This is a genomic window from Membranihabitans maritimus (assembly GCF_021729145.1).
GTDB lineage: Bacteria > Bacteroidota > Bacteroidia > Chitinophagales > Saprospiraceae > Membranihabitans > Membranihabitans maritimus.
Genome location: NZ_JAJSLW010000012.1, coordinates 1 through 25,917 on the forward strand (window position 1 = coordinate 1; position 25,917 = coordinate 25,917).

Genomic DNA, 25,917 nt, shown 5'->3' on the forward strand with positions numbered 1-25,917 from the left:
ACGAAAAAATTGTTGTGGGAAGAGTACCGCAAGGAGCATTCGGACGGATACGGATACAGTCAGTTTTGTGAACGCTTAAAACGGGAAATTGGACGCCGGGACCTGACCCTTCGCATGGACCATACGCCCGGACAAGTCATGCAGGTAGATTTTGCAGGCAAGCCCATGCACTGGGTGGATGCCCACAGTGGGGAGCTGTATTCCTGTCCGGTGTTAGTTGCCACGATGCCGCATACGCAGCATAGTTTTGCGATCGCATTGTCCAGTCTAAAAGTAGCGGATTTTGTGTACGGTCTGAATCAGGCATTCCTGTTTTTTGGTCGCTTGCCTAAGGTAATTTTATGCGATAATCTAAAATCCTTTGTGACCCGGGCCGATAAATATGAACCGGATTTTAATGCTTTGTGTGTACAATTGGCGACCTATTATCAAATCGATTTACAAGCTACCCGGGTACGTAAACCCAAAGACAAGGCCAGTGTGGAAAACCTGGTATCGACTATCTATAACCGTATATATGGCCCGCTTCGCAACGAAACTTTCCATAGCCCGGCCGCTTTAAACGAAGGCATCATTCAATCGCTCAAAGACCACAATAACCGGCCGTATCAACAAAAACGCGGCTGCCGATCCTCCGAGTTCCAATCGGTTGAATGGCCTGAAATGAAGGTATTGCCCCCGGACTTATTTGAGATCAAAAAAACGACCCGTTCCAAGGTCCGCCGGGACTATCATGTTTTTATCGGAGAAGAGAAAAACTACTATTCCGTTCCTTTTCAATATGTAGGCCGGGAATCTACGATTGTGTATACTTCCCGAAACGTAGAAGTGTTTATCGGGACCCAACGGGTAGCCACACATACCCGTTTGCTGTATCGCAACCTGTACCGGTATCAAACCGACCCGGCCCACATGCCCCGTTCCCATGCGGAATGGAAAAAAGCCCGGGGCTTTAATGCCGCTTACTATATCGATAAGGCTGCCCAAATCGGTCCATCCACACGCTGGGCGATCGAAAGCGTCATCCGTTCGGTGGTACATCCCCCGCAGAGCTTTAACATCTGTATGGGGATCTTCCGCCTGGTCGATACCTACTCTGCACAGCGATTGGAACAAGCTTGTATGCGGTGTCAAAAAGTCGATAAAGTTACGTACCGAATGTTAAAAAATATCCTGGTACGCAACCTGGATCAAAACGAGGAACAAGGGGATCTTTTCACACCCCCTCAACATGGAAATATTCGAGGGCCCGAAGCCTATCAATAATCTGATTTTTATAACCCGTCATGGATCGAAGTCATGGCACAAAATGTACAAATATGAAAAACGCATCTCTGGAAATCATGAGACAAATGAAACTGACCGGTATGGCCGATGCCTATGAAGGTCTGTTACACCTCCCGGTCAATCAGCAACCCGAAGCCCATGAATTGTTGGCCCGATTGGTGGATGCTGAAAAACAACACCGGGCCCATAAGCGTATGCAAATGTTCTTGCGATTGAGTAAACTCCGCTATCCGGCCGTGATCCAGGATATCGATTGTACCGAATCCCGAAATTTATCCAAAGAAAAACTCATGACCCTGGCCGACTGTGCCTACATACGTCGAGGTGAAAATGTATTGATCAGCGGGGCCACCGGCTGTGGAAAATCCTACCTGGCCTGTGCTCTGGGACATACCGCTTGCGTGAAGGGATATCGAACCCTCTATTTTAATATGAACCGGTTTACCGAACAAATCGCTTTGGCCAAAACCGACGGATCACTCATCAAATGGATGGACCGAATTAAAAAAGCACAACTGATTATCCTGGACGATTTTGGCTTGCAACCCATCACACATGAAGTCAAACTCATTCTCCTACAAATCCTCGAAGATCGATATGAAAGAGCCGCTACACTGATTTGTTCTCAGCTACCCGTAGGAAAATGGCATGAATATTTTGATGAACCCACGATCGCCGATGCTATATTAGATCGTATTATTCCCAAAGGACACCGCATTGATTTAAAAGGAAAAAGTCTACGGTCTCCTTCAAAACATTTATCTTAGTCATGTTTTTTTGTACGTTTTCCACATAGGGGGTCAGTATCCCGGATTCAGGGGGTCAATAACTCCGGAATATGCAATTAAGTTCAAAAACACTACAAAACGGTCAACGGGATTCAGGTTGAAAAATGCCTGTTCCTGCGCGCGATTACTTTCTTCTTTTGTTCTGAATAAAAGGTCCATAATAAATATAGGTAATATGATCCTTTGGATCTAAAAATGAAACTTAAACCTGCTATGGAATTGTTATAATTGATGAATGAAACTTTTAATAGATCTGGACATTAATGCGGAAAGGCCTTTGATCATTAGAGAATTACAAAATATTGAAGATATATCACTTTTGGAGGCTTTGAAACATATGATCTACTATGCCTTGAAGAATGAGGGACGTATCTCCATAGAGCAATATAACAAGGAAATAGAAGAAGCTGAGGAAAAAGTGGATCAGGGTGAATTCTTCACACAAGATGAGGTGGAGAAAATGGCGGAAGAATGGTGAAAAAATCCGGAATTGTTATTGTGTGGAATAAGTCGGCTTATGCATCACTACAGAAAGCCTATGATTTCATTAATAGGGACTCACGTACCAATGCGGAAAAAGTACGGGAAGGAATTTTAAAATAGTCCGTAATCTGGCAGATCATCCGGGAAAATATCCACCAGATAAATTTAAAACTGATAACGATGGTAGTTACCGAGCTTTTGAAAAATTCTCTTATAGGGTAGCTTATAAGATCAAGGAAAAGGAAATAGCTATCTTACGCATTCGTCATGTTAAACAGGAACCCAAAGAATATTAACCTTTGCCCGGTTGGTTCAATCTCCGGGCTCCAGATTCCTGACTTTTGTCCCAAAGCTTACCGATTACTGAGCTTCCCTTCAATCCAATCCGTAAAATCATAATATCGGAGCAATTGGTGTTCATACTTGTCGGAGCGAACGGCATCCAATTTTGATTGTATTTTTTTCAGGTAGTGTTTTTTACTTGGCGGACTATTCCGGTCGGGGTCGAATTTAATGAGCTTGAAAACCAGGCGTTCTGTCTGGAGCATGGGGCCTCTTTTGCGAAAATTTCTTTTGTAAGAGCGGATGACATATTCTAAGTAATCCTGATCATTCATTTCGTAATGTACCAGGATATTTAATAAGCGTGAGGCTTTTTCAAGAGCTGATTGTTGACGTGATTCAACAGATATTTGATTGAGGTATTTTCCTGCCTTCTTTATATCTTCAAGCAATAGAAATGTCAAACTTGCGTAAAAAAATAAATGAGTGAGACGTTTGTGATCAGCAATGCCCGGATTTTCGAGGAACTTGTGATCTATATTTTCAACCAGCGTTTTAGCTTTATGTAACTGGTTTGAGTTGATAAGTCTTGCTATCTGGTATGTCAAGGCGATTATTTGGCATATAGTTACAAAGTGTTCTGAGTTTTTTATTGATGTCAATGACTCTACCTTGTTGATGTATAATTCCATTTCATCAAACTGGTTGATGGTGCGTAGGCTGTCCAGAATGCCTTCCAGTGCATGTAGGTAGTCATAAGGAGGTTGGTCCCAAATCGTTCTATTTTCTTCAAATAGATTATTTAATCGTTTAAATATTTTCATTGCTGAGAGATAATCCCCGGTGTGAGTAAAGAAAAACGATTGGAAAAGTAAATGCAACTTTTGAGATTCAAAGCTATGCTGTACTCCTCTGGTTATCAAGCTTAATTCCGTGAGAACAAGATCGTTGAGTTTTTTGCGGTCATTTTCAGATAGCGATGAACCCGAATTGATTAATCGATATTCGAGTAATTCGTACAATGAGTGGTGTTCTTGTACCTGCCGTAAAAGCTGAAGGAGATTTTTAGATTTTGTTTGCAGATTGACAAGATCATGATCAGAAATTCCCTCAAATGACCTTTTGGAAAGGTAGTCGAGTTCTAATCTGCGTGTATTATAATGCATTAAATGATTTTGATACTTTTCTGCCAGGATCTTTGCCTTTAAGAGTTCTTTGTATCCTTCCTCCGGGATTGACCTTTCAAAGAAGACTTTTGAGCGCATGATTTGCTGATAGATTTGGAATTGGGGATCGTAGCCGATACGTATATCAATGAGCGTATCCGTAAGGATTTTCATTAAATACTGTGCCGCATTTTCTATTGATTTTTCAGGGTGAAGGGTATTAAATTCTTTTTCTATTGACGACGCGTCAATTGTTTTTGATTGATCGATAATTTTATAGAGATCCAGGTAGGCTTTTTCAGTAGATTGCTTTTTAGTCTGCAATTTAAAAGTTCTCTTTTCGCCCGCTGACAAGGTCTTTATGAGTTGGATTAGTTCGGATTTCATGGTAGTGTATGGAATTGGCTTTACTTCAAAGGTATTAAAGATAGTTAGATAAGAATATTTTGGGTTTTGGGAAAATATGTACCGGTGAACCTGTCAGCCCTTGCTATATAATATTATTTGGGTCAATTTCGCTGCAATAATTAGGATATGGACTAACCAGATTATTTTTTCGCAAAAAAAAATGAGAAGTCGTCGTTTGAATAGATTTCTCCAGAGGGGGAGACTATTCAAACAATTTCCTGAAAAGGCTATTGGTTCCCGGTCTATTGCGAAAACCAACTTAAGAATAAGAGCTTCAAATAAGCAATGGATAAAGATGTTCTTTTCAGTGAAATCAGCTTTTAGACTTACCATAAATTGACAATAAATATAAAAATGGTAATAAAAATTAAATATAAATGATTGTAAAACAAATTCTTATGATTTAATAATTAAATATATAGTTATTTAGATTAATAATATCAAACAAGTTAGGTTGAATAATGTTTATTTGAAATAATATTTTTGAATTATTAAATATTGAAGTTATATATACTTTGTATGAAGGGAAATAAAATAATAGTAGTTGGAAGTACCAATATGGATATGGTCGTAAAGACGGATCATATACCTGAGCCGGGGGAAACCGTTCTGGGGGGAAATTTTTTCATGAATCCGGGCGGGAAGGGAGCGAATCAGGCCGTAGCCATTGCCCGACTTGGGGGGGATGTAATGTTTATCTCCAAAATAGGGGATGATATTTTCGGGAAGCAGTCTTCCCAAATGTTTGACGAAGAGGGTATAGATACGCGGGGGTTAGTTCCAGATGAAAATAGCCCTTCCGGAGTAGCTCTGATTACGGTAGATGAAGAAGGTGAGAACAGTATTGTAGTTGCTCCCGGCGCTAATGCGAACCTTATGCCTTGTGACTTGGAGGAAACTCTCGATAAGATTGAAGATGTTAGTATTTTGCTTATGCAATTAGAGATTCCTCTCCAAACCGTAAAAAAAGCAGCCCAGATCGCCTCAGGAAATGATATGAAAGTTATATTGAATCCTGCCCCTGTTCCCGGTAATGTGGATGGTGTCATCGAATTATTCCCATTTATTGACATTATTACGCCAAATGTAAAAGAGGCGGAAATGCTTTCAGGTATTCCGGTGAAAGATGAAAAAAGTGCAAAAAGGGCTGGAAAAGTCATTTACGAGCAGGGAGTGAATAATGTTGTAATCACGATGGGTAGGATGGGTGCCCTGGTGCTGGAGTCGGGTGAATGTACGTACATTCCTGCTACAGAAGTAGAAACAATAGATACGACTGCGGCCGGAGATTCATTCAACGGGGCATTGGCTGTGGGATTGTCTGAAGGCAAATCACTGGTTGATTCCGTGCGATTTGCATGTCGGGCTGCGGCTATTACAGTAACGAGAATGGGGGCACAATCGGCGATGCCCTATCGAAATGAACTGGTGTTGAGTATCTTGGAATGAAGACAATTATAAATCCTTCAATTATGAATCAAGGATTGATCACTGTCCGATTGAACATTGCAAGATTGAAGATTGCACATTGTAGGGTTGAAGAATTGAAAATTGAATAACTGATTGAGCATGTTTATAGTAGAAAGTTACACATTAGCTGTTGTGTTTTGTCTGATCACAATGTTGTGTTGGGGATCCTGGGCGAACACGCAGAAACTGTTACAGGGGAAGTGGCGTTTTGAATTGTTTTACTGGGATTATGTCATCGGAATTTTTATTTTTTCCCTTTTGGCTGCTTTTACTTTGGGAAGTTTTGGTGAAGGTGGGAGATCCTTTTTACAGGACTTTGCACAGGCGGAGGGGAGCAATATCCGGAATGCTTTTTTTGGCGGTGTGATTTTTAACCTCGCAAACATCCTGCTTACTGCCGCAATTGCCGGTGCTGGAATGGCTGTCGCTTTTCCGGTCGGTATAGGAATAGCACTGATTTTGGGGGTTTTGTTGAACTACTTGTTAGCTTCTAAAGGGAATGTTACTTTGTTATCTATAGGCGTACTGTTAGTGACACTGGCGATAATCATAAATGCCATTGCTTATCGAAAAAAGGAAAAGACTAGTGATGAAGGAGACCATCAAGCAAGCGTGAAATGGATTGTTATATCTGTTATAGCCGGGATTTTGATGTCATTATTTTATCCTTTTGTGGCTTCGGGTATGGACCTGGAGAATTTTGTGTCTCCTGCTTCGGGGAAAATGACTCCGTATACGGCCGTAGTTGTTTTTTCAACAGGAATTTTGTTGAGTAATTTGATATTCAATTCCATTTTGATGCGAAGGCCTCTGGAAGGAAGCCCTGTTAAATACAAAGATTATTTTACCGGAAAAATCGGCATCCACCTAGTAGGTGTCTTGGGTGGGGCGATCTGGGGATTGGGTAATTTGTTTAATCTCATTGCTGCCGGGAAAGCCGGACCGGCCATATCTTATGGTTTGGGGCAGGGCGCTACATTGGTCGCAGCACTGTGGGGTGTGTTGATATGGAAAGAATTTGCAGGAGGGAGTCTATTGGTGCGCAAATTGATTGTTGGAATGTTTGTTTTATTTATAGTGGGGCTGGGGTTAATTATCAGGGCCGGAGGTTGAAGAATTATCTGGTTGATATTTCGATTCAAAAAAGTATAAATGATTAAGAAAGAGAAATTGATATGGTAAGAATTGACTTGATACTGATCCTGATATTGGGAGTGAACCAGGTTCTTTTTAGTCAGAGTAGCATAATCCTTGATACAGACCTGGATAGCGACGTCGATGATGTAGGAGCAATGGCCATGTTGCATACATTGGCTGACCACAAAAAGGTCGATATATTGGGTGTTATTGTGACGAGTGATGATAAATATTCCCCACTTTGTGCAGATGCCATAAATCATTTTTACGGTAGACCGGATATTCCGATTGGGGTACAAAAGGGAATTTCATTGAGACATCATTCCAGATATACAAAGGAGATTTCTGAAGAATTTAGTAAGGAACTTCAGGAGTATGAAGATGCCTCAGAGGCTGTTGCATTGTATAGGAGATTGTTATCAGAGCAACCGGATTCCAGCGTAACGATTATTACAATCGGTCACTTAACCAATTTGCAAAATCTGTTAAAATCCAAAGCAGATACCATTAGTATTTTAACCGGAGCCGAATTGGTTCAAAAAAAGGTCAAACTTTGGTCGTGTATGGGCGGTAAGTTTCCTTCGGGGAAAGAGGCTAATTTTTACAGGCCAGATCCGGAGTCTACCCAATATTGTATAACGAACTGGCCCTCAAAAGTAGTTTTTGCGGGATGGGAAATTGGGAATGAAGTCATTACAGGAGGTAGTTTTCTAAAGAGTTATTTATCTGTTGGACATCCTGTATGGAGGGCCTATGAGTTATATAACAATTTTAAAGGAAGGCAAAGTTGGGACCAAGTATCGATTTTATATTCTATTACAGGGAATGACAAATACTGGAATGTGAATTCTATGGGATATTGTCGTGTAAATTCTGACGGTTCGAATCATTGGATTGAAGATGATAGAACCTATGGGCAAGGCCATCTTACTGAAAAAGAAAACCCGGATGAGGTTGCCAAAATAATTGATGCCCTGATGGTAGGTATTTACAGCCCGGATTTTTAACAATTTTGAAACCAGTCCGCATGAAGCTTATAAAATGTATTTCGACAATCTCTATTATTTTTTTGGGAATGATTTCAATTTTCGCCCAGGAAAAAAAGTTTAGTAATTCAGGATTCTGCCCTGGTATCATCTTCGACACTGATATTGGGTCTGATTGTGATGATGCTGGAGCCTTGGCCGTTTTGCACCAATTGGCCGATAAAGGAGAAGCTAAAATTTTGGGGACTATTTTTAGTTCAAATGCCAATCCTTTTGGGATTGGTACGATTGATGCCATTAATCATTATTATGGTAGAGGGGATCTGGCATTAGCACAATATCAGGGCAGGGCTGTTATTGGAGATCCAAATGATTCGTATTCCCGATATATTGCCTGCGAGATAAACGAATTCTACCATGACATAGTGAATAAAGGGCCGGAGTTAGTTGCTGAGTATAAAAAAATTCTCCGTGTCCAACCGGATACCAGTGTCACAATAATAACCGTGGGGCACCCGGTAGGATTATTTTACCTTGTACATGATATTGAGGGCTTTCAGATGGTAAAGGAGAAGGTGAAAAGGTGGGTGGCGATGACATATACAGGGACAAAGCCTACTAATGACTGGAATTTTGGCAAGAATGGAACTGCCCCATACATTTCAGGGTTGTTGAAAATATGGCCAACCGATGTTTATTTTAGTGGTGCCGGCAAAGAATATATTACGGGAAACACATTGTTGCCAAGGACTTCTGAAGATAATCCGGTTCGTAAAGCGTATGAATTATGGGGAAATAATGCACTAAAAAACGGACGTTCCAGTTGGGATCAGCTCGCTGTTTTATTTGCCATTAGACCGCACTACTTTGAAATAGAGCCAGGTAGATTGCAGCAAAATGATATGATGGAAACGTATTGGACTCCTTCATGGGATCAGTCTAATTCTCATAACTATCATTATAGAGTAATCCCTTCTATGGATAAAGAAATACTTGAAAAGATTGTGGAAGAATTGATGAGTATGGACCCTTTATTGGGTAAAAGTAAATGAATTTGTTTGAAAAATTAGAGACCCTTTTAATTATAAATACTATGAATACATTTTCTTACATTTTATTTTTATTTGTGCTTTCAGGATTGTATGGAACGGTCTTTGCCCAGACTCCCATTATCTTTGATACCGACATGGGGCCGGACTATGATGACATTGGAGCGCTGGCAGTTTTGCATGCATTAGAGGCAAATGGTGAATGTGAAATTCTGGCTACTGTGGCTAGCGACAGGCATCCCTCAATTGCCCCCACAATAGAAGCTATCAATACATATTTCGGAAGAGATGAAATCCCGGTGGGAACGGCTCCGGACAATGCCCCTGATTTTACAGCAGGGAATGACTGGAATAAAAAATTAATAGAGAGATTTCAACCCGGTTTGGCAGGCAAAATATATCCGGATGCCGTGGAGATATATCGTAAAATATTGGCGAAACAGAAAAATCGGTCAGTGACGATCATTACCGTGGGATTTACTTCAAATTTGGCTGCATTGTTGGCATCCGGACCGGATGATATTTCTCCTTTGAGCGGAAAGGACCTGATTAGTAAAAAAGTCAAAAAGTGGGTGGCTATGGCCGGAGCGTTTCCCGAAGGAAAGGAATTCAACGTTTTCAAGGATGATAAAGCTTCCTGGAAAGTATTCCGCGAATGGCCCACCCCCATTCTTTTTAGTGGTTTTGAGATCGGTTTTAAAGTACGTACGGGCGGGAAAGTAGCCCGTATGCAAGAGTCTATAAATAGCCCGGTCCAGTGGGGATACGATTATAACCTCAAAACTTATACGAAAGAAGGGGAGGATAATCGCCCTTCCTGGGACCAAACGGCAGTACTTTGTGCCGTGCGGAATCCGGAGAGATATTTTTATGTCAATGGCCCAGGAAAATTTGTTATTAACGAAGACGGAACCAATAGTTGGGATCCGGATACGGATGCCGGCCATTATTTTTTGGTACATAAATATCCTTACCAGAGAATAGCAGATACCCTGGAGGAATTGATGATGTATGTACCGAACAAATAGATAATCTGGGAATTTGTAGGGATTGGGCGTTTGTCATTTGGACCAAAGATTCGGTTTAAATCATCACATCTTCTTTGTTATATTTGTCCTTATAGGCAGTGGGAGTCAGTCCGGTAATTTTCTTGAATACATTGCGAAAAGCCTTGGAGTCAGAATACCCTACTTCATACATCACTTCCGATACGTTTTTCTGGTTGGTTTCAAAATTTCTTTTGGCTGCTTCAACCTTTACCCTTTGTATGTATTCAATGACGGTGTTATTCGTTGATTTCTTAAACCTGCGTTCCAGATTTCGACGCCCCATATTTAGCATTTTTGCTAATTGGGATACGGTGATTTTATTAGTGTAATTCTCTTCAATAAAATCCTGGGCTTTAAGAACTTGATGGTCTTCATGGTCCTTTTGACCGCTAAAAATGATAAAGGGGGACTGACTGTCTCGGTTAATTTCAATCTCGAAAATTTTGGAAGACAAAATCGCCATTTCTCTTCCGGCATATTTTTCTACCAGGTAAAGGATCAGGTTAAGAGAAGAATAGGCACCTCCACTGGTGTAAATACCGTCTTCATCCGTAATAATTTTATAGGGCTGTATTTTTACTGAAGGATACATTTCCTTGAATTCTTCAGCGACCAACCAATGGGTAGTACAACTTTTATTTTTGAGTAAACCTGTGGAAGCCAGTATAAAGGCACCAATACACAGGGAAACCACCTCTGAGCCTTTGGAATAGTGCTCTTTAATCCAGGGAATAAAATCGCTGTTATTGTTTACTACGGTCTGCATGTTGCCGTGTACGGCAGGAATAATGATGATGTCTGTTTTTTGGACTTCATGGATAGAAAGATCGGGTTCTACTGTAAAGACCAATGCCTTTTTAGGGTCTTTTGACATTCCTACCAGGTGTATATCAAATAGCGGGGGCTTCCCTACCTGCTCAGCGGCCTCATTGACTTTTGTAAACATTTTGTATGTGGCCTCGAGATTACTAAGGCTGGTGTCGCCATGAGGTAATAAAAGGGAAATATGTTTCATGCTATTTTTTAATAAATTGATAGGTCGTATTTAGCCCTTTAAGGTGATCAAATATACAATTAATTTAATAATTCGGTATAATCAGATTTATGCAATAATTTATTTCAGTATATTAACGTGAGTTTGACAGAAAAAATAAGAGCTCTGACCGTGCGCCGCTTTTTGCTTTAGAGCTGGGACAAGTAGCGAGATATTATTAACCTTGGGTGGAGACCCGGGGCGGAAAACGAGTAAAATGGTTGAATCTGTTATTGATTTCCACAAAGTAATTCCCTGGGCATTGCTTTTTTCGCAAAAATAATGACAGAAACAAATATTCATCGAACTCACATTATATTAAAAAGATAAATATTAATGGAATATGAAGGGGTGTTATATTTTACTGGGGTTGACGTTTTTCATTTCCTGCATCTCTGAGTCAGGTACGTCAGGCCAGGGTCAAAATTCCGGGACGGCTGTAAAAATAATAGGTAGCATTACCCGAATTAGTAATGAAATCGATTCCTTATTACCTGCAGATGCCAGGATTGAGGTGTTGGCAGATGGTCACGAATGGACAGAAGGACCCCTTTGGATAGAACGCGAAAATCTGCTCTTATTTAGTGATATCCCACGCAATGCGGTATATAGCTGGAAAGAAGGAATTGGTGTAAGCGAATTTCTTAATCCCTCGGGATATACTGGGGAGTTAGAAAGGGGTGGAGAACCCGGAGCCAATGGGTTGCTTCTTGACTCCCAGGGTAGATTGGTACTTTGCCAACATGGTGATCGTCAAATAGGCCGGTTGATAAGTGAATGGAATCAGCCCGAACCTCAATTTGAAACGATCGTTAATACTTTTAACGGAAAGAGATTCAACAGTCCGAACGATGCAGTGTACAATCCCGCGGGGGATTTGTACTTTACAGATCCTCCCTATGGCCTGGAAGGCAATATAAATGACCCCGCCAAAGAATTAGATTTCCAGGGTGTTTTTTTAGTGAAGAAAGGTGAATCAAAAGCACAACTTTTAGTCGACTCCCTTACCCGGCCCAATGGTATAGCATTTTCACCTGGTGGTAATACCTTATATATTGCGAATAGTGATCCTCAAAAAGCCTGCTGGATTGCATATGATGTAGATGATGCCGGATTATCAAATGGTCGTATCTTTTACGATGCCACCGATCGGGTAGGGGAAGAGAAAGGATTGCCTGATGGGTTGAAAGTACATAGTTCCGGGGTTGTATTTGCCACGGGACCGGGTGGGATTTGGATATTTAGTCCGGAAGGAAAAGTATTAGGCAAAATAAAGACCGGGGAGGCAACTGCCAATTGTACATTTGATACCAATGAGAAAAATCTTTATATCACAGCGGATATGTATTTGTTGAGGGTCAGGATGAAGTAGGGAGAAAGAAGGCCGAAGCCCGAAGAGGCCAGCCGCAAGTTTTCGACTTCTGACTTCCCTCTCCGGACTTCCAGCTTCCCAACTATTTCAATTTCGCTAAAGAAGCTTTCATACGATCCAATGCCGTATTCAGGTCATCTTCCGATGCTGCATACGAAATACGGACGCAATCGTTATTCCCGAATGCAGATCCGGAAACAATGGCTACATGCGCATCAGTGAGAATATATTCTGCAAAATCATCGGCATTTTCGATAGAAATATCTCCGTTTGACCTACCAAAATAAGCACTTACATTGGGGAAAATATAAAATGCCCCAGTGGGATTAGGTACCTGGATATCCGGTATCTCCTTTAATCGTTGTGATACAAGACCTTTTCTCTTTTCGAATTTTTCTTTCATTTCTTCGCGTGCATTGGAGGGCTCATTTAGTGCAACTACTGCTGCATACTGGCTAAATGAATTGGCACCACTGGTGATTTGTCCCTGTATTTTGGCGCAGGCACTGGCCAACCATTGGGGGGCTCCAATATATCCCAATCTCCATCCTGTCATAGCAAATCCTTTGGAAAATCCATTGACAGTAACGGTTCGGTCTTTCATCCCTTCAAGGCTGCCAATACTCACGTGAGGCTTGCCAAAATTAATATGTTCGTATATTTCATCAGAGATAACGATGATATTTGGATGTTTGCGTAAAACTTCAGCTAATCCCTCCAATTCTTCTTCGGAATAAACACTGCCCGTAGGATTGCAGGGGGAAGAAAAAATGACAATTTCTGTATTGGGTGTAATAGATGCCTCTAATTGTGCTGGGGTAACTTTGAAATCCTGGTCAATTGGGGCGTCAATCAAAATGGGATTGGCCCCGCACAACTTGATGATTTCATAATATGATACCCAATAAGGAGTAAAAACCAATGCATCATCTCCTTCATTGAGAAGCGAAAGACATACGTTGGCGATAGATTGCTTGGCTCCGTTTGATACAACAATCTGTGAAGGTGTATACTCGAGGTTGTTTTCACGCTTGAATTTATCGACAATTGCCTGACGTAATTCCATAATACCAGGTACCGGGGTGTATTTTGTTTTCCCGGCTTTCAATGCTTCAATAGCAGCATCTTTGATATAATCCGGAGTGTCAAAATCGGGTTCACCGAGACTTAAGGCTATAACTTTGTGTCCCTGCTCACGCAAATCCCGGGCCTTTTGTGCCATTTTGATGGTAGCGGATTCTTTCATATTTTTCACTCGATGTGAAATCATGTCTTCGAATGACTTTTTCATTTTATTTATATTATGGATTTACTAAATGCGGCTACAAAATAAATGAAAATATTTGATCTAATTCATATGTTTATGCAGTCCTTTCTAAAAAAAACAATTATTTTTTACAAAAAATAAAATATATACCGATGAAGCCAGAATGGTCAAGATTGCAAGATGAAATAGGGGAATCCCAATCAGGAGGAGGTAAGAAAAGGATCGAACGACAACATGAAAAAGGAAAATTGACGGCCAGGGAGCGCATACAATTATTGTTGGATCCAGGGACTTTTCAGGAATTGGATCGGTTTGTCAAGCACCGGAGTACGGATTTTGGGATGGAAAAACAGAAAATCACCGGTGATGGAGTTGTGACTGGATCTGGCAAAGTAAACGGTAAATTGGTTTTTGTTTTTGCTCAGGATTTTACGGTTTTCGGGGGAACCTTATCGGAGACCAATGCCAATAAAATCTGTAAAATTATGGATATGGCTTTGAAAAACCGGGTTCCATTGATTGGGTTGAATGACAGTGGTGGAGCACGTATACAGGAGGGTGTTGCTTCCCTGGGAGGGTATGCCGATATTTTTTACCGAAATGTGAAATCTTCCGGTGTCATCCCTCAAATCTCTGCAATTATGGGTCCGTGTGCCGGGGGAGCTGTATATAGTCCTGCGATGACAGATTTTATCTTTATGGTAGAGCATACTTCCTATATGTTTGTCACAGGACCAAATGTAGTAAAGACCGTAACAAATGAAACCGTAACATCCGAGGAGCTCGGAGGAGCTGATACCCATACCCGCAAATCGGGCGTTGCTCACCGGAAGGCGATCAATGATTCTGAATGCATCGATGATATCCGCTGCCTTCTAGGTTACCTTCCTTCCAGCAATGAAGAACACCCGGAAGATCTTCCTTACGAACTGGACGATGAATACAGGGAACTTTTAGATGATATAATACCGGAAAGTAGCAATAGTCCTTATGATATGCACAAGGTCATTGACAACATTGTGGATCCAGGTAGTTTTTTTGAAATCCATAAAGACTTTGGAGCTAATTTAATCACGGGATTTAGTCGGTTGGCCGGGATGAGTATTGGCATAATTGCTAATCAACCGGCGAATCTGGCTGGTGTTTTGGATGTGAATTCCTCTGCCAAAGGCGCTCGTTTTGTGCGTTTTTGTGATTGTTTTAATATCCCACTGTTGGTGTTGGAAGATGTACCTGGATTTTTACCGGGCACCGACCAGGAATGGAATGGAATTATCTCGAATGGTGCCAAATTATTGTATGCTTTTTGCGAAGCTACCGTACCGCGGATTACCGTGATCACGCGGAAAGCATATGGCGGAGCTTACTGTGTAATGAATTCCAAACATATTGGGGCTGACTTCAATTACGCCTGGCCATCGGCTGAGATTGCAGTTATGGGCGCCAAAGGGGCTTCCGAAATTATATTTCGAAAGGAAATTGAAGAGAGTGATGAACCGGAGAGCGTTGTGGAAGAAAAGGAAAAGATGTACAACGAACTTTTTGCCAATCCCTATAAGGCGGCAGAAAAGGGCTTTGTAGACGATATTATTATCCCTTCACATACCCGGAGAGTCCTTATCCGTTCTTTCCGGTCGTTGAAAAATAAACATAAAGAACGCCCTCAGCGTAAACATGGAAATATACCGATGTAAATGGAGTGAATACAGGGGAGATTAGTCGGAATTATTTGTCTTTAACCGATCAATTATATTCTGTAAAAACTTCACCTGTTGAAGTAATATGATAATCTTTTTGTCTTTTTCTTTAAGTTGTTTTTCGTATACCTCCCGGAGGTCGGGAGAAAAGGCTTCCTGGTTTGGGGGACAGGATTTCTTTGGCGGAGATAACTGGACCTCTGGGTCAAACTTAATGAGAGTGTCTACTTCGACTTCGAAAATTTCCGCTATTTTTTTTAATTTAACTTGTGTTAGTTGTGTTTGCCCTGTTTCTATTTTGTTGTATGCTGATTGGCTGATCCCCATTTCGCTTGCCATTACTTCCTGCGTTAATAATCGAATTTCCCGTATGTGGCGAATGTTTTTAAGGATATCCATAATACTTCATTTTCATAGTCTTTTACATATCACTTTATCAAAAGGACTCCCCATACTGTAATTGATATTATTTTGCTTCCCCAATGGCTGTTTCAGTAGTTTGACTAAGATTTCAAGAAGTCCAGTTTTAAATATTTTGATTAAGTCTGAGAAAGACATAAATGGATTAATGTTCGTATGATAACTTAATCCTAATGTGCGATCTTTTTATAAATTATAACGTTAAGTTAGTAAAAAAAATAGTAGAATAAAGTAATTTGGTTGCTATTAGTATATTTGTGTTATTGTGTAGATGATAACTGGTGTCCTAGATCAGATTTTATAAATATGATGTAAAATTTACTGACTGACTACATCGATATTAATATAGTAACAGATGTTTCGTAATAAATAATGTAGTATTACTTATATTATTACAGTAATTTGTATGTTTCCTTTTGTGTCTCTGAATATTTGTTTACAGCTTCAAGGAACAGTAGTTGCCAGGAGGCAAAACGGACTTTTGTTTTCAAATAAACAGGCTAAATAATAGTCCCAAAGATAAGAGAGAATATATTTGGTACGGTATGCGGGAGATATCTTACTGGTTATTAATAATTTAATATTTAATAACAAATCCCAGTATGTCCCTTGAAAAAGTTCTGGATGAATTACATCTTTGGGGATTATTGCACCGAAAAAAGAGAATGGGAAGGTAATGAATTTACCTAATAAATAATATGACAAATTGGATATGGTAGTAGTTCTATTACATATTATGTAATAAGCATTATTTGATCTGACAGTATATGATCAACTTACATGGGAGAATTATTTGATATGTTATGCTTTTATCACATTTTCGCAAATACTTTGAGTTTTTTTTATTTTATTAATCACATCATGACACACCACTTATAAGGCATTCACTGAGAAGCATCATCCCACCGATAGATGCAGCATTTTCGAGAGCAGTTCGAGAGACCTTGAAGGGGTCAATTATTCCTGTTTCAAATAAATTTTCAAACTGGTTACTTTCAGCGTTGTATCCGTAATTGAATTGACTATTTCTTATTTTATCGATAATTACCGAAGAACCACTGACACCTGCATTTTTTAGGATTTGTCTCAAGGGTTCTTCCAAAGCGAGCCTGAGGATATTAATTCCCGTCTGTTGATCTTCATTTTCTCCCCTCATTTTTTTGATGTATTCGCTGCATTTAATAAAAGCGCACCCTCCGCCAGGAAGTATCCCTTCTTCAATAGCAGCTTTTGCGGCGTGTAATGCGTCTTCGGCACGGGCTTTTTTTTCTTTCATTTCCAGTTCTGTAAAGGCCCCTATTTTGAGTATGGCTGCGCTACTTGACAATTTAGCGATTCTTTCTTCAAACTTTTTTATTTCTGATTTAGAACTTGATTTAGCTAATTGGGATCTAATTGACTTGATTCTTAAATTGATGACTTCATTTTTACCACTACCATTGATGATGGTTGTCGAATCTTTGTCAATGATTATTTTCTCTGCGGTTCCAAGGTCCTTAACTGAGGTGTTTTCCAGTGTAATTCCTATTTTATCGGATATGACGACACCTCCGGTCAACGTAGCAATATCTTCAAGTATATCTTTTCTATGGTTTCCAAATGATGGTGTTTTGATAGCAGCTATTTTAAGAATACCTCGCAGCTGATTGATTACCAGGGTAGATAAAACATCTCCGTCCAAATCTTCTGCAATAATAAGTAACGGGCGACCTTTTTTGGCAATTTCCCCCAATAATGGAAGGATTGCGTGGATGCTTGATATTTTTTGGTCACAAATCAATATATAGGGATTCTCTAATTCGGCCGTCATTTTATCGGGATGATTAACGAAGTAAGAAGATACAAATCCTTTATTTAGCTGCATACCTCCGACTATTCTTATGCTGGTTTCCATTCCTTTCGCTTCCTCTATAGTTATTAGGCCTTCTTTTCCTATTTCTTTTATTGTGTCTGAAATTAGTTTGCCAATTGTTTGATCACCGTTAGCAGAGACCGTAGCTATACTTTGTATAAATGTAAAGTCATCATCTATTTGTTTTGACAATAATTGTAAATGTGAAATCACTTGAACAACGGCTGAATCAATGCCTTTTTTTATTTCAGTCGGATTGGCTCCGGCGGTTACATTTTTCAACCCTGTCGAGATTATTTTTTGAGCTAATACAGTGGCGGTTGTAGAACCGTCCCCAACACTAGAAGAAGTTCTTAAAGCTACTTGCTTTATTATGGATACTCCTGTATTCATTGGTATCTGTCCCATGTCAATTTCTTTCGCTACAGTTGCTCCATCTTTCGTTATAAAAGGAGGGCCGAAGGACTTTTCCAAAACCACATTGCGTCCCTTAGGCCCCAATGTGGTTTTTACCGCATCGGATAAGGCATCCACCCCTTGTTTTAAAATCGTACGGGCATTTTCTCCGAAATATATTTGTTTTTTCATGTGTAGGTTGTGATCTATTGGTTGTGATCTTGGATAATTGCGTAAATATCGGATTCATTTACCAGGAGAGATACGATCCCTTCCATGTGTATTTTTATACCTGAGTCTTTCCGGTATAATACGGAATCACCAATTTTTAATGGAGTGGAATTATTTGGGATGGATATGCCTACCGCAAGAATGGTGCCTTTTAATAAATTACCTTTTGCCGTATCGGCAATTATAATTCCGCCCCGTGTTTTTTCTTCTGCCAATCCCTCTTTAATCAGAAACCTGTCTCCTAGTGGTTGTATACTTAATTTCATTTTGTTGTTGATTTAATGAGTTGTAAGTTTTTAATTGTCAATATCCCTTTCGCCCTTGTTTTTCATATTCTTTTCGACTTTTGATCGAGTGTGTTTCTTTTTCACCGGTTTTGTACTCAAAACCCTTAGTATGTAATATTGGTTATCTTTGTAAAGGCATAATTTATTGTTCCTTAAAGTGTTCTGATTATATCCATTTATTTCTCTTTGTAATATTGAATTTCCCTTTCAAAAAAGACCAGGTCTTTGTGCAGGGGGTTGTTAACAACTTTACAGTAATAGATTCGATCAACATAACGTCTTACGATTAATTTTATATTGGGATTTGTTTTGTCACAGACGTAATCACCCTCTTTGAAAATATTTTCCATTATATAATATATTTTAAAGAATTATATATTTGTATTCGTTTTTGATTAAAGAGGACAACGTTTTAGAGTGTGTATAACCATTGATGGTACTGCAAGAGTGAGCTGGTATAATAATGGATTCGCCAGTTTTAAGTTTATTGGATTCATCATTAAACAGAATTTCAGCCATTCCTTCCATTACCAATATAATATTATCAAAATACGAAATCCGTTCGGTCATCATTGTTCAAGAATCAAATAAAATCGCACATAAGTTTCCGATAGTATTTTACACTTGTTTTGATAACTAAATAATGAGGCATATACTCTACTTTCGTGGCAGTCGTAAATAATTTTGCTTTTTCTATTTAGTTCTTTTTCAAGTGTTATAATGGTTGTAGATGAAAAAGAGAAGGCATAGAGCCTCCTCTTTTAATATCTAATTGTACCCAGTCGGTATGGGCTATGCTTTGGACGGCTGTACTTTCTTGATGATATTTATCACCTCCTGTCGGCCCTTTTTTAATCGTGATTCCACTCTTTTGAAAAGATCGTTTTCCTTTCCATTTTCAAATTTTAGATCCTCATCAGTCAATTGCGAGTATTTTTCTTTTAACTTTTTTGATTGATCAGTCCAGTTACCTGTGATTTTAAAATTTTCAAGAGGATTTTCTTTTGATGAATTCATAACACTTTCAATTTATCTTGTAAAATAAATTTTTTACAATAGCACAAGGTGGTTCATTTTTGAAAGTATACGTTACATCTTTCATTCTATTTGTTATATAAATCACACTTATGTAGGATTCCTTTTGGGTTGGACTAACAGGGAGGAAAGATAAAATATTAATAAGGAATCCCTTTCATAAGTCTTCCAAATTTGCCTTTCGTTTATTTTTCAAATTTTTGTAGAATGTAGGTGTAAGCCCTGTAATTTTTTTAAATTGATAGGATAGGTGTGCAACACTACTATAATTTAATTTATAAGAGATTTCTGTAAGGTTTAATTCATTATAGATCAGTAACTCTTTTACGCGCTCTATTTTGTGAATAATTATAAAATGTTGTATGGTTATCCCCTTAACTTCAGAAAATGCATTAGCCAGATAGGTGTAATTATACCCCAATTTCTTACTTAAATAATCCGAATAATTAATTGAGGGTAGTTCATCAGAATAATGAATCATCTCAATGACCAGTGTTTTAATCTTTTCAATTAAAATACTTTTTCGATTATCTAATATTTCCAGGCCGGATTTAAGCAAACTCAAACGTAATTGTTCCCTTTGCTCAATAGATATATTTTCTAGCATATCAATCAATCCCAGGGTAACTGTGAAATTGTAAAGGCCCAGCTTATTTAGTTCTTCAGTGACCAATATTTTGCACCTAAGACTAACCATATATTTAATATATATTTTCATTTGAATAGTTACATTTCTTATATTATTAAGCGTGAGACGATTGATATCATGTCAAAGGAGATCGATCCATGAATCCTTGATGTAATATAATATTCCATTCCATGAATATTTTTACCATTTTCAATTGGTGAAATTGATATTTCAAAACATCGCTTGGTGCAACCTCGATTTTGTCTGTTATCCCCAACCGAAAAAACCATTTTTCGATGACCTACATTTCGAATCATATTATGATCTGGTCAAACTGTAGTACTAAAGCTTTCTTTTCGTGAATTCCTCCATAAAGATTTAGATTTCATATGAAAGAATGGAGTCATGTCCTTTGGAAGATTTATTATAGTTTGGTAACAATTAAGGTATGAAAAATGTTGTATGGAATTTTTTCTGTAAATGAAATTGTAATCCATTCTTCATGAAGTGGCAGATTTTAGGATATTAGTTGTTGATTGAACAAAGGTGATTTAGAGAAGGTTCTCTGGATGCTTTTTCGACTTGGTAGAAGAAGAGATTGGTCTCGCACTGATATCGAAATTTTCAATCACCTTGTAGCTGACCCAGGTGAAACTATATTTTGTTGCCTGTAGAATAATTGACGGGATTTGCGAAAACCAGGGCATAGCCAGGACGTAATCTTATTAGGCGTCTTTTCAAATAATTTTCAGATTTAATTTTTTCATAAATCTACTATGTTTTATAAGAAATATTTATCCTTAAAATAGATCGTAGTTGGTAATAGATTCTTGATTAATTATAATCATTGTATCTTAAATAGTTGTCTATCCTTTATTTACCTAATCAAGAAGTGCCTGCCAAAATTAGATTTTTAATTGACCATTATTTATAATTTAAATTAACTTTATTCCTTGTGAGAGGTGGCACACAGTGAAGTAAAGGTCTCTTCGGCGAGATAGATAATATATTAACCGCTATTACCCATTCTTGTATAGCTCTTTATTTGTTTACCGACGGATCCCAGAACGCCCTTTTGACGGCAATTAATTATAATTTGGGATAGGGAACACTACTAACAGGTCCTGTGAGAGGCGTTTGTGCGGGCTTTGCGATTCCATAGATGACCAATACACCAGACCCTCCTCCCCATGTCGAATAAGCGGGGTCGGGTTTTGATGCCATTACGGTTTGAGGTAGATTCCAGTTGTTGGCACACCAGATATTGCCCGCCTGATCAACCACTACATCGGTCAGCATCTGTATACTTCCGGAATGGATGGTGTGAATTAAATCACCTGTTTTATATCCATCTGAGCGTCCGGAAGGGGAAGCGCCAGCCATAAAAGAAACCCCTCTGCCCATAAAGTTGGCTACCCAGACATCATCATTGCCATCGACAGATATCCCCCAGGGTGCACTAAGTTCACCATCGCCAAACGCTTGCAAATTCGACTTGTGTGTGGTTTTATCTATTGTGTCCTTTGGTCTGGCATCTGAGGGTATCATAAAGACTGATCCTGTAGTTTGGTTGTGTCCGACAGTTTGGTCGAGGTGCGGATAACCCAATGCAAACCCCTCTATGATTGAAACCCCATCCGTAGGGGTAGTAGAAGGGAAGTCCGGGCTCGTATTACAGGCAACCCAGCAGTTCCCCTTGGAATCCAAAGCTACTCCTCGACCACCACCTGCCAGGATAAAACGTTCTACCGGAGTGTCTTTTTCAGACGGGGAATATCGCACCAAAGATTTACCGTTCGTATTGCTGATCCATACCCGGTTGGAGTTATCGATCGAAGCTGCAAAAGGAGCAGAAAGTGCATCGGTAAGATCTTTATTTACTACGACCCTGCCTTTGGAAAGATCTCCTTCCGGGAAATGAAGCATCTGATTGGACGAAGTCCCTACAATCCAAATATCTCCATTTGGTGCCACTCCAATACCTTGCAAACCTCCGATTTCATTTAAGGCTTCAGCCAGTTCTTGCGGAACTTCCTCAATGACGGGGGAACCATCTTCCAACTTGTATACACCAATAGAGCCATTAAAACTCGTTACCCAGCAAGTGCCGTCTTTGGTAACTGCTGTACCCCAGCCTGCTCCGTCTACACCCATGCCGGTAAAACCTGTCACGGGAGGTGATAATAGTCTTCCGGTTGAATCGAGCTTGACAAGCCCTCCGCCAATGCCCTGGTAAACTCCATTTTGGGCTCCCGGCATCCAGTTTAACCCTGTCCACAAGTTCCCTTCTTCATCCAGGGATAGCTTCCCAGGCGCACAGATGCCACCCTGACCAAAAGCTAAAATCATAGCAAAATCATCCGGTGCAAAACTTAAATAAGGTACAAAAGGGGAATTCCTCCGGCTGACAGGCACTTTACTATTGGGCTTGGCAGGGAAACCATCAGCCGGCTGGGGATAGGATTTATCAAAGAGGCTAAATAATTCTGTAGGATAGGCCCAGGGGCCAAGGGCAACTCCGATCATAGCCTCGGCAGTATTTCCTGGCTTTTTGCCTTCTAAGGGTGTTGTGTATTTCAAAAAATCTTCCTTCCATTGGTCTCCATTAGTATGTTCCGTATCATATGCTGTGATCAGGGCTGCTAATGTGTTCAGCCGGGCGAGTGTCTCATTCTGGGTGATGTTGAATGGGTCCATGAGTACGTCACCCCAGGACCCTGTTACCGGGTTGATTAGATTAGGGGTGTTTTTGGCTGCTATCGATACTCCCCGTTGATCCCCGGATAACTGAAGCCCGGTAAAAAACTGGGCACATGTAAAGGCTGAAGCCACGGTAGTCAACTCATTTATGACCACTCCGTTTTTTGAAATATCTTCCTGCCAATTAGGCGATAAAACCGATAGGAGGACGACTTCAGGATTTTCCAATTCAGCCGTGATGTAGAGAACAGGATGATCCGATTCAGGGGTAGCTTCCAGGGTGAATGTACCGTTTGAACCTGCTTTTAAAGCACATGCGTCAAGCGCATCCTTATGATTGGATTCCCACAACTTTACTGTTGCTACTACGGCATTTGACTGGTCAAATGATACATTTCCTTTAATAATAATTTGATTAGACATAACTTTAATTTAGGGATAAAGAATAGGATTAATCGTATTGTATTTTTTGAAATAAAAATACAATTGTATTGTTTAATTGCAAATTTTTAAATGTTTATTTAATTATATTGGTCTGTGAAGCCAGAAACGGTTTAAATTGCGAAAAATTTCATTTATCCATACCTTTATATTATGGAGAATCTAGCACTTATTTCGTTGGCAATAGAATAATTTCTAGTAAGTGCGAAAACATTAGATGGTTTATTTCAACATTAGGCTATAGATCACATCCGCTTCTTCCTGAGAAACAGGCATCACGGATAACCGGCTGTTCCTGACGAGAAAAGAATCCTGGAAAACCGGTTCCTGTTTCAATGTTTTTAAGGTAGGTTGGTGGCGGAATTTATCTACGAATTCCATGTGGATGGCTGACCATTTCCCGGTTTCGTCAGTAGGATCCGGAAAAGGGGGTGAAACTACTTTAGCCAGTCCGGCGATTCGGGAATTTTTCCCGCTATAATAAATGAAAACAAGATCATTGATTTTCATTTGTCGCATAAAATTGCGCGCCTGGTAATTGCGTACACCGTCCCAGGTTCCAGTTTTATCATTTATGAGGTCTTCAAGGTTGTATTCTTCGGGTTCGGATTTAACTAACCAATATTTCATATCAAAATAATTTGGAGTTGACAGCTGCCCACCAGGGATGTAATTCGACTTTTAATCTTCCGGCTTTTACAGCTGGGTCATTTTCAGCAAGTTGTTTTGCTTCTTCCATCGTAGCCGTTGCAAAAATCAATATCCCACGTATTTCCCCATCATCACCAAAAGGGCCGGCAATACATATTTTCTTGTCGGCTGCCAGTTGGTTAATATGTGCTAAATGGGCTTTTTGGAGTTCAGCGGATTCCTTCTCATCCTGCTCTCTATTATCGCCCTTTTTAAGAAAGCACATAAAATATTGCTTCATCACGAAAGTAGTGTCCCCTTCCTGGTATTCAAATGTTCTGGGCTGCAAACTTTCCAAGTTTTGGGCGAGGCCCAATTGAAGAGTAAAACCAAAGAGCATGAGGATGATTAATCTTTTCATTTTGAAATATTAGATGTTGTAACCGAATCCTTATCCAGGGTAAAATACACAATTTTTGATGATTTTCGAATTTCGATCCTATCCGAAGGGGCAAAATTAAAAGTTGTTTACATTTTCATAATGCAAGACATTTAACAACACAATCAGGCGAAGAATTTAATGAATTTTGTTCCCGAAGGCCTTCATACAGAGGAAGAAGGAATTAGCATATATTTTATATAACACCTTATTGGATATCGATAGACAATCAATAAGTGCCTTCCATTAGCTTGTTTTGACATTTTGGTAGATCATAGTTTCTGCAATTGTTGTATGGTAAGGGAAAGGCACTCTTGACCCAACGTCCTTCGATGGGTGCCTTTTCACATGGCGATACCATTGGGGCTCTTAGCTAAAACCTAAGGAATGGATGATTAAAAGGCCAAAAAAGTATCAATTTGTACTAGTAGAAGGCACTTCAGAATCAATTTCGTAACGTTAATTTTTATATTTGTTAAATTTTAATTCTTCCTAATGCGACGCCCCGGGATAGTCTGCGAATAGATTTTCACGAAGTGCTGCCTTCGGGATGAGCAGGCTCTTACCTATGTTCCAATTCATGATTTTTCTGGGCGGCAATGATGGCATCTTTTGTGGTGAGGTCAGCCAGGGCATCCCCAATTAAAGATTGGGTAGTGACTAAACGGAATAAATATATATTATCAGCGATTTTATCCATGTAATTTAATTCATAGAACCGAAAGGATTGGTTATAATCAAAAGGGTCGATTTCCGGGACAAATTCGAGAATAATTTCTTGGCGGACCAGGGCATTTTCTCCTTCACCTGGTAAAAAATAGCGTGCAGTCAGTTCCCTGTCTATCCTGTCTGTAATGGCTTGTATTTCGCCGGGAATATTCATCTTTAATTCAAGGTTTATTCCCTTTTTCCGGTCCGAGAAATGGAGCACGGGAACGTCCATTACTTCGACATTAGATTCAGCGGGCTTTATATTTTGATAGGATTCAAGGTTTTGGATCGCTTTGATATCCCGGAGTGTTCTGGAATCAAGAGTGAAAGACAAGGTGTCCATTATAGGAACGAATCGTTTTCCCACGAAATAAGTTGTACCAGAACGAGTAAGTAGGACTTCATATACCGGGCAGGTTCCGAAGCAGGCAGACCTGGAGTATTTCAACAAGGTTTCTTCGGAGCTTACTTCTGAAAGGTGCTTAGGGGAGGAGCACGAGAAGTGAATCGCTAAAGTCAACAGAAGGAGAAGGGATATTTTCATGGATGGAAAAAATTTAACTACTAATTTTAATATTTTTTATTGGAAGCAGTTGAAAAGAAAGGGGGTATATCTATTTCCCTTTGGATACTTCAATCAAATCCAAATACCAGTGCGACGAAGGGTTCTGAA

Annotated in this window: 26 protein-coding genes; 12 read left to right on the plus strand and 14 right to left on the minus strand. The window is 39.6% G+C overall.

The features are described from left to right. Together istA and istB are read left to right on the plus strand one after the other, a co-directional pair. Positions 1-1,266: IS21 family transposase (gene istA / locus LVD47_RS14865; RefSeq protein ID WP_236978212.1), on the plus strand; the 1,266-nt coding region annotated here is incomplete at its 5' end. 53 nt (positions 1,267-1,319) lie between these two features. Continuing rightward, positions 1,320-2,054 carry an IS21-like element helper ATPase IstB gene (gene istB / locus LVD47_RS14870; RefSeq protein WP_236978213.1) on the plus strand — a complete coding sequence of 245 codons (735 nt, stop codon included), beginning with the start codon at positions 1,320-1,322 and terminating at the stop codon, positions 2,052-2,054. A 33-nt stretch (positions 2,055-2,087) separates the two neighbouring features. Here the strand turns inward: istB and LVD47_RS14875 are convergent, their stop codons facing one another. Further along, positions 2,088-2,234 (minus strand): hypothetical protein, encoded by a 147-nt coding sequence (locus LVD47_RS14875; RefSeq protein WP_236978215.1) that lies wholly within the window; start codon positions 2,232-2,234, stop codon positions 2,088-2,090. A gap of 76 nt (positions 2,235-2,310) precedes the next feature. Here LVD47_RS14875 and LVD47_RS14880 point away from each other — a divergent pair, with 76 nt between their 5' ends. The 3 genes from LVD47_RS14880 to LVD47_RS24125 are packed head-to-tail and all read left to right on the plus strand — an operon-like array spanning position 2,311 to position 2,854. Beyond that, entirely contained in the window at positions 2,311-2,553 is a 243-nt protein-coding gene (locus tag LVD47_RS14880) for a hypothetical protein (protein ID WP_236978218.1), read from the plus strand. Then, the gene (locus LVD47_RS23755) at positions 2,547-2,678 is read left to right on the plus strand and encodes a hypothetical protein (protein WP_255785180.1); all 132 of its coding nucleotides are present in this window, start codon (positions 2,547-2,549) and stop codon (positions 2,676-2,678) included. Before LVD47_RS14880 ends, LVD47_RS23755 begins: the two co-directional genes overlap by 7 nt. Positions 2,679-2,686: 8 nt before the next feature. Beyond that, positions 2,687-2,854, plus strand: coding sequence for a type II toxin-antitoxin system RelE/ParE family toxin (locus LVD47_RS24125; RefSeq protein WP_369427811.1), 168 nt, complete (start codon positions 2,687-2,689; stop codon positions 2,852-2,854). Between the two features lie 57 nt (positions 2,855-2,911). Here the strand turns inward: LVD47_RS24125 and LVD47_RS14885 are convergent, their stop codons facing one another. Continuing rightward, a complete protein-coding gene (locus LVD47_RS14885) occupies positions 2,912-4,393 on the minus strand; it encodes a hypothetical protein (protein ID WP_236978220.1) in 1,482 nt (493 codons plus the stop codon). A gap of 540 nt (positions 4,394-4,933) precedes the next feature. On the opposite strand from LVD47_RS14885, the gene rbsK reads away from it, so the two are divergent. The 5 genes from rbsK (at position 4,934) to LVD47_RS14910 (ending at position 10,084) form a co-directional block, all read left to right on the plus strand. Continuing rightward, on the plus strand, positions 4,934-5,863 hold the full coding sequence (gene rbsK / locus LVD47_RS14890) for a ribokinase (protein ID WP_236978222.1): 930 nt from the start codon (positions 4,934-4,936) through the stop codon (positions 5,861-5,863). Positions 5,864-5,983: 120 nt separating this feature from the next. Further along, a complete protein-coding gene (locus LVD47_RS14895; protein WP_236978230.1) occupies positions 5,984-6,997 on the plus strand; it encodes a GRP family sugar transporter in 1,014 nt (337 codons plus the stop codon). Positions 6,998-7,059: 62 nt separating this feature from the next. Continuing rightward, on the plus strand, positions 7,060-8,028 hold the full coding sequence (locus tag LVD47_RS14900; RefSeq protein WP_236978236.1) for a nucleoside hydrolase: 969 nt from the start codon (positions 7,060-7,062) through the stop codon (positions 8,026-8,028). 20 nt (positions 8,029-8,048) lie between these two features. Then, positions 8,049-9,059, plus strand: a complete 1,011-nt coding sequence (locus tag LVD47_RS14905; protein ID WP_236978238.1) for a nucleoside hydrolase — start codon at positions 8,049-8,051, stop codon at positions 9,057-9,059. A 41-nt stretch (positions 9,060-9,100) separates the two neighbouring features. Next, on the plus strand, positions 9,101-10,084 hold the full coding sequence (locus LVD47_RS14910; RefSeq protein ID WP_236978244.1) for a nucleoside hydrolase: 984 nt from the start codon (positions 9,101-9,103) through the stop codon (positions 10,082-10,084). Between the two features lie 55 nt (positions 10,085-10,139). Here LVD47_RS14910 and LVD47_RS14915 read toward each other — a convergent pair whose 3' ends face one another. Next, on the minus strand, positions 10,140-11,120 hold the full coding sequence (locus LVD47_RS14915) for a GlxA family transcriptional regulator (RefSeq protein ID WP_236978245.1): 981 nt from the start codon (positions 11,118-11,120) through the stop codon (positions 10,140-10,142). Between the two features lie 361 nt (positions 11,121-11,481). Between LVD47_RS14915 and LVD47_RS14920 the strand changes: the two genes are divergently transcribed. Beyond that, a complete protein-coding gene (locus LVD47_RS14920; RefSeq protein ID WP_236978246.1) occupies positions 11,482-12,510 on the plus strand; it encodes an SMP-30/gluconolactonase/LRE family protein in 1,029 nt (342 codons plus the stop codon). Positions 12,511-12,592: 82 nt separating this feature from the next. Here the strand turns inward: LVD47_RS14920 and LVD47_RS14925 are convergent, their stop codons facing one another. Then, positions 12,593-13,801, minus strand: a complete 1,209-nt coding sequence (locus LVD47_RS14925) for a pyridoxal phosphate-dependent aminotransferase (protein ID WP_236978247.1) — start codon at positions 13,799-13,801, stop codon at positions 12,593-12,595. 128 nt (positions 13,802-13,929) lie between these two features. On the opposite strand from LVD47_RS14925, the gene LVD47_RS14930 reads away from it, so the two are divergent. Beyond that, positions 13,930-15,471, plus strand: coding sequence for an acyl-CoA carboxylase subunit beta (locus tag LVD47_RS14930; RefSeq protein WP_236978250.1), 1,542 nt, complete (start codon positions 13,930-13,932; stop codon positions 15,469-15,471). Positions 15,472-15,492: 21 nt separating this feature from the next. Here LVD47_RS14930 and LVD47_RS14935 read toward each other — a convergent pair whose 3' ends face one another. From LVD47_RS14935 to LVD47_RS14980, 10 genes are all read right to left on the minus strand, one after another. Further along, positions 15,493-15,873 carry a helix-turn-helix domain-containing protein gene (locus LVD47_RS14935; protein ID WP_236978253.1) on the minus strand — a complete coding sequence of 127 codons (381 nt, stop codon included), beginning with the start codon at positions 15,871-15,873 and terminating at the stop codon, positions 15,493-15,495. An 880-nt stretch (positions 15,874-16,753) separates the two neighbouring features. Next, positions 16,754-18,334: a chaperonin GroEL gene (gene groL / locus LVD47_RS14940; protein ID WP_236978259.1), complete on the minus strand. Its 1,581-nt coding sequence runs from the start codon at positions 18,332-18,334 to the stop codon at positions 16,754-16,756. A gap of 14 nt (positions 18,335-18,348) precedes the next feature. Further along, on the minus strand, positions 18,349-18,639 hold the full coding sequence (locus tag LVD47_RS14945; RefSeq protein WP_236978261.1) for a GroES family chaperonin: 291 nt from the start codon (positions 18,637-18,639) through the stop codon (positions 18,349-18,351). A 197-nt stretch (positions 18,640-18,836) separates the two neighbouring features. Next, positions 18,837-19,010 (minus strand): hypothetical protein, encoded by a 174-nt coding sequence (locus tag LVD47_RS14950; protein ID WP_236978263.1) that lies wholly within the window; start codon positions 19,008-19,010, stop codon positions 18,837-18,839. Between the two features lie 442 nt (positions 19,011-19,452). Beyond that, a complete protein-coding gene (locus tag LVD47_RS14955) occupies positions 19,453-19,677 on the minus strand; it encodes a general stress protein CsbD (protein WP_236978265.1) in 225 nt (74 codons plus the stop codon). Positions 19,678-19,852: 175 nt separating this feature from the next. Further along, on the minus strand, positions 19,853-20,413 hold the full coding sequence (locus LVD47_RS14960; RefSeq protein WP_236978267.1) for a helix-turn-helix domain-containing protein: 561 nt from the start codon (positions 20,411-20,413) through the stop codon (positions 19,853-19,855). A gap of 999 nt (positions 20,414-21,412) precedes the next feature. Then, positions 21,413-23,446 carry an NHL repeat-containing protein gene (locus LVD47_RS14965; RefSeq protein WP_236978269.1) on the minus strand — a complete coding sequence of 678 codons (2,034 nt, stop codon included), beginning with the start codon at positions 23,444-23,446 and terminating at the stop codon, positions 21,413-21,415. Between the two features lie 240 nt (positions 23,447-23,686). Then, entirely contained in the window at positions 23,687-24,094 is a 408-nt protein-coding gene (locus LVD47_RS14970; RefSeq protein WP_236978270.1) for an EVE domain-containing protein, read from the minus strand. Position 24,095: 1 nt separating this feature from the next. Continuing rightward, positions 24,096-24,515, minus strand: coding sequence for a YciI family protein (locus LVD47_RS14975; RefSeq protein ID WP_236978273.1), 420 nt, complete (start codon positions 24,513-24,515; stop codon positions 24,096-24,098). A gap of 580 nt (positions 24,516-25,095) precedes the next feature. Then, positions 25,096-25,788, minus strand: a complete 693-nt coding sequence (locus LVD47_RS14980; RefSeq protein ID WP_236978275.1) for a DUF6438 domain-containing protein — start codon at positions 25,786-25,788, stop codon at positions 25,096-25,098. Between the last annotated feature and the right edge of the window lie 129 nt (positions 25,789-25,917).

Coding starts and splice junctions, on each gene's coding strand:
- istB (WP_236978213.1), top strand. CDS start 1,320: ATGAAAAACGCATCTCTGGAAATCATGAGACAAATGAAACTGACCGGT.
- LVD47_RS14875 (WP_236978215.1), bottom strand. CDS start 2,234: ATGGACCTTTTATTCAGAACAAAAGAAGAAAGTAATCGCGCGCAGGAA.
- LVD47_RS14880 (WP_236978218.1), top strand. CDS start 2,311: ATGAAACTTTTAATAGATCTGGACATTAATGCGGAAAGGCCTTTGATC.
- LVD47_RS23755 (WP_255785180.1), top strand. CDS start 2,547: ATGGTGAAAAAATCCGGAATTGTTATTGTGTGGAATAAGTCGGCTTAT.
- LVD47_RS14885 (WP_236978220.1), bottom strand. CDS start 4,393: ATGAAATCCGAACTAATCCAACTCATAAAGACCTTGTCAGCGGGCGAA.
- rbsK (WP_236978222.1), top strand. CDS start 4,934: ATGAAGGGAAATAAAATAATAGTAGTTGGAAGTACCAATATGGATATG.
- LVD47_RS14895 (WP_236978230.1), top strand. CDS start 5,984: ATGTTTATAGTAGAAAGTTACACATTAGCTGTTGTGTTTTGTCTGATC.
- LVD47_RS14900 (WP_236978236.1), top strand. CDS start 7,060: ATGGTAAGAATTGACTTGATACTGATCCTGATATTGGGAGTGAACCAG.
- LVD47_RS14905 (WP_236978238.1), top strand. CDS start 8,049: ATGAAGCTTATAAAATGTATTTCGACAATCTCTATTATTTTTTTGGGA.
- LVD47_RS14910 (WP_236978244.1), top strand. CDS start 9,101: ATGAATACATTTTCTTACATTTTATTTTTATTTGTGCTTTCAGGATTG.
- LVD47_RS14915 (WP_236978245.1), bottom strand. CDS start 11,120: ATGAAACATATTTCCCTTTTATTACCTCATGGCGACACCAGCCTTAGT.
- LVD47_RS14920 (WP_236978246.1), top strand. CDS start 11,482: ATGAAGGGGTGTTATATTTTACTGGGGTTGACGTTTTTCATTTCCTGC.
- LVD47_RS14925 (WP_236978247.1), bottom strand. CDS start 13,801: ATGAAAAAGTCATTCGAAGACATGATTTCACATCGAGTGAAAAATATG.
- LVD47_RS14930 (WP_236978250.1), top strand. CDS start 13,930: ATGAAGCCAGAATGGTCAAGATTGCAAGATGAAATAGGGGAATCCCAA.
- LVD47_RS14935 (WP_236978253.1), bottom strand. CDS start 15,873: ATGGATATCCTTAAAAACATTCGCCACATACGGGAAATTCGATTATTA.
- groL (WP_236978259.1), bottom strand. CDS start 18,334: ATGAAAAAACAAATATATTTCGGAGAAAATGCCCGTACGATTTTAAAA.
- LVD47_RS14945 (WP_236978261.1), bottom strand. CDS start 18,639: ATGAAATTAAGTATACAACCACTAGGAGACAGGTTTCTGATTAAAGAG.
- LVD47_RS14950 (WP_236978263.1), bottom strand. CDS start 19,010: ATGGAAAATATTTTCAAAGAGGGTGATTACGTCTGTGACAAAACAAAT.
- LVD47_RS14955 (WP_236978265.1), bottom strand. CDS start 19,677: ATGAATTCATCAAAAGAAAATCCTCTTGAAAATTTTAAAATCACAGGT.
- LVD47_RS14960 (WP_236978267.1), bottom strand. CDS start 20,413: ATGAAAATATATATTAAATATATGGTTAGTCTTAGGTGCAAAATATTG.
- LVD47_RS14965 (WP_236978269.1), bottom strand. CDS start 23,446: ATGTCTAATCAAATTATTATTAAAGGAAATGTATCATTTGACCAGTCA.
- LVD47_RS14970 (WP_236978270.1), bottom strand. CDS start 24,094: ATGAAATATTGGTTAGTTAAATCCGAACCCGAAGAATACAACCTTGAA.
- LVD47_RS14975 (WP_236978273.1), bottom strand. CDS start 24,515: ATGAAAAGATTAATCATCCTCATGCTCTTTGGTTTTACTCTTCAATTG.
- LVD47_RS14980 (WP_236978275.1), bottom strand. CDS start 25,788: ATGAAAATATCCCTTCTCCTTCTGTTGACTTTAGCGATTCACTTCTCG.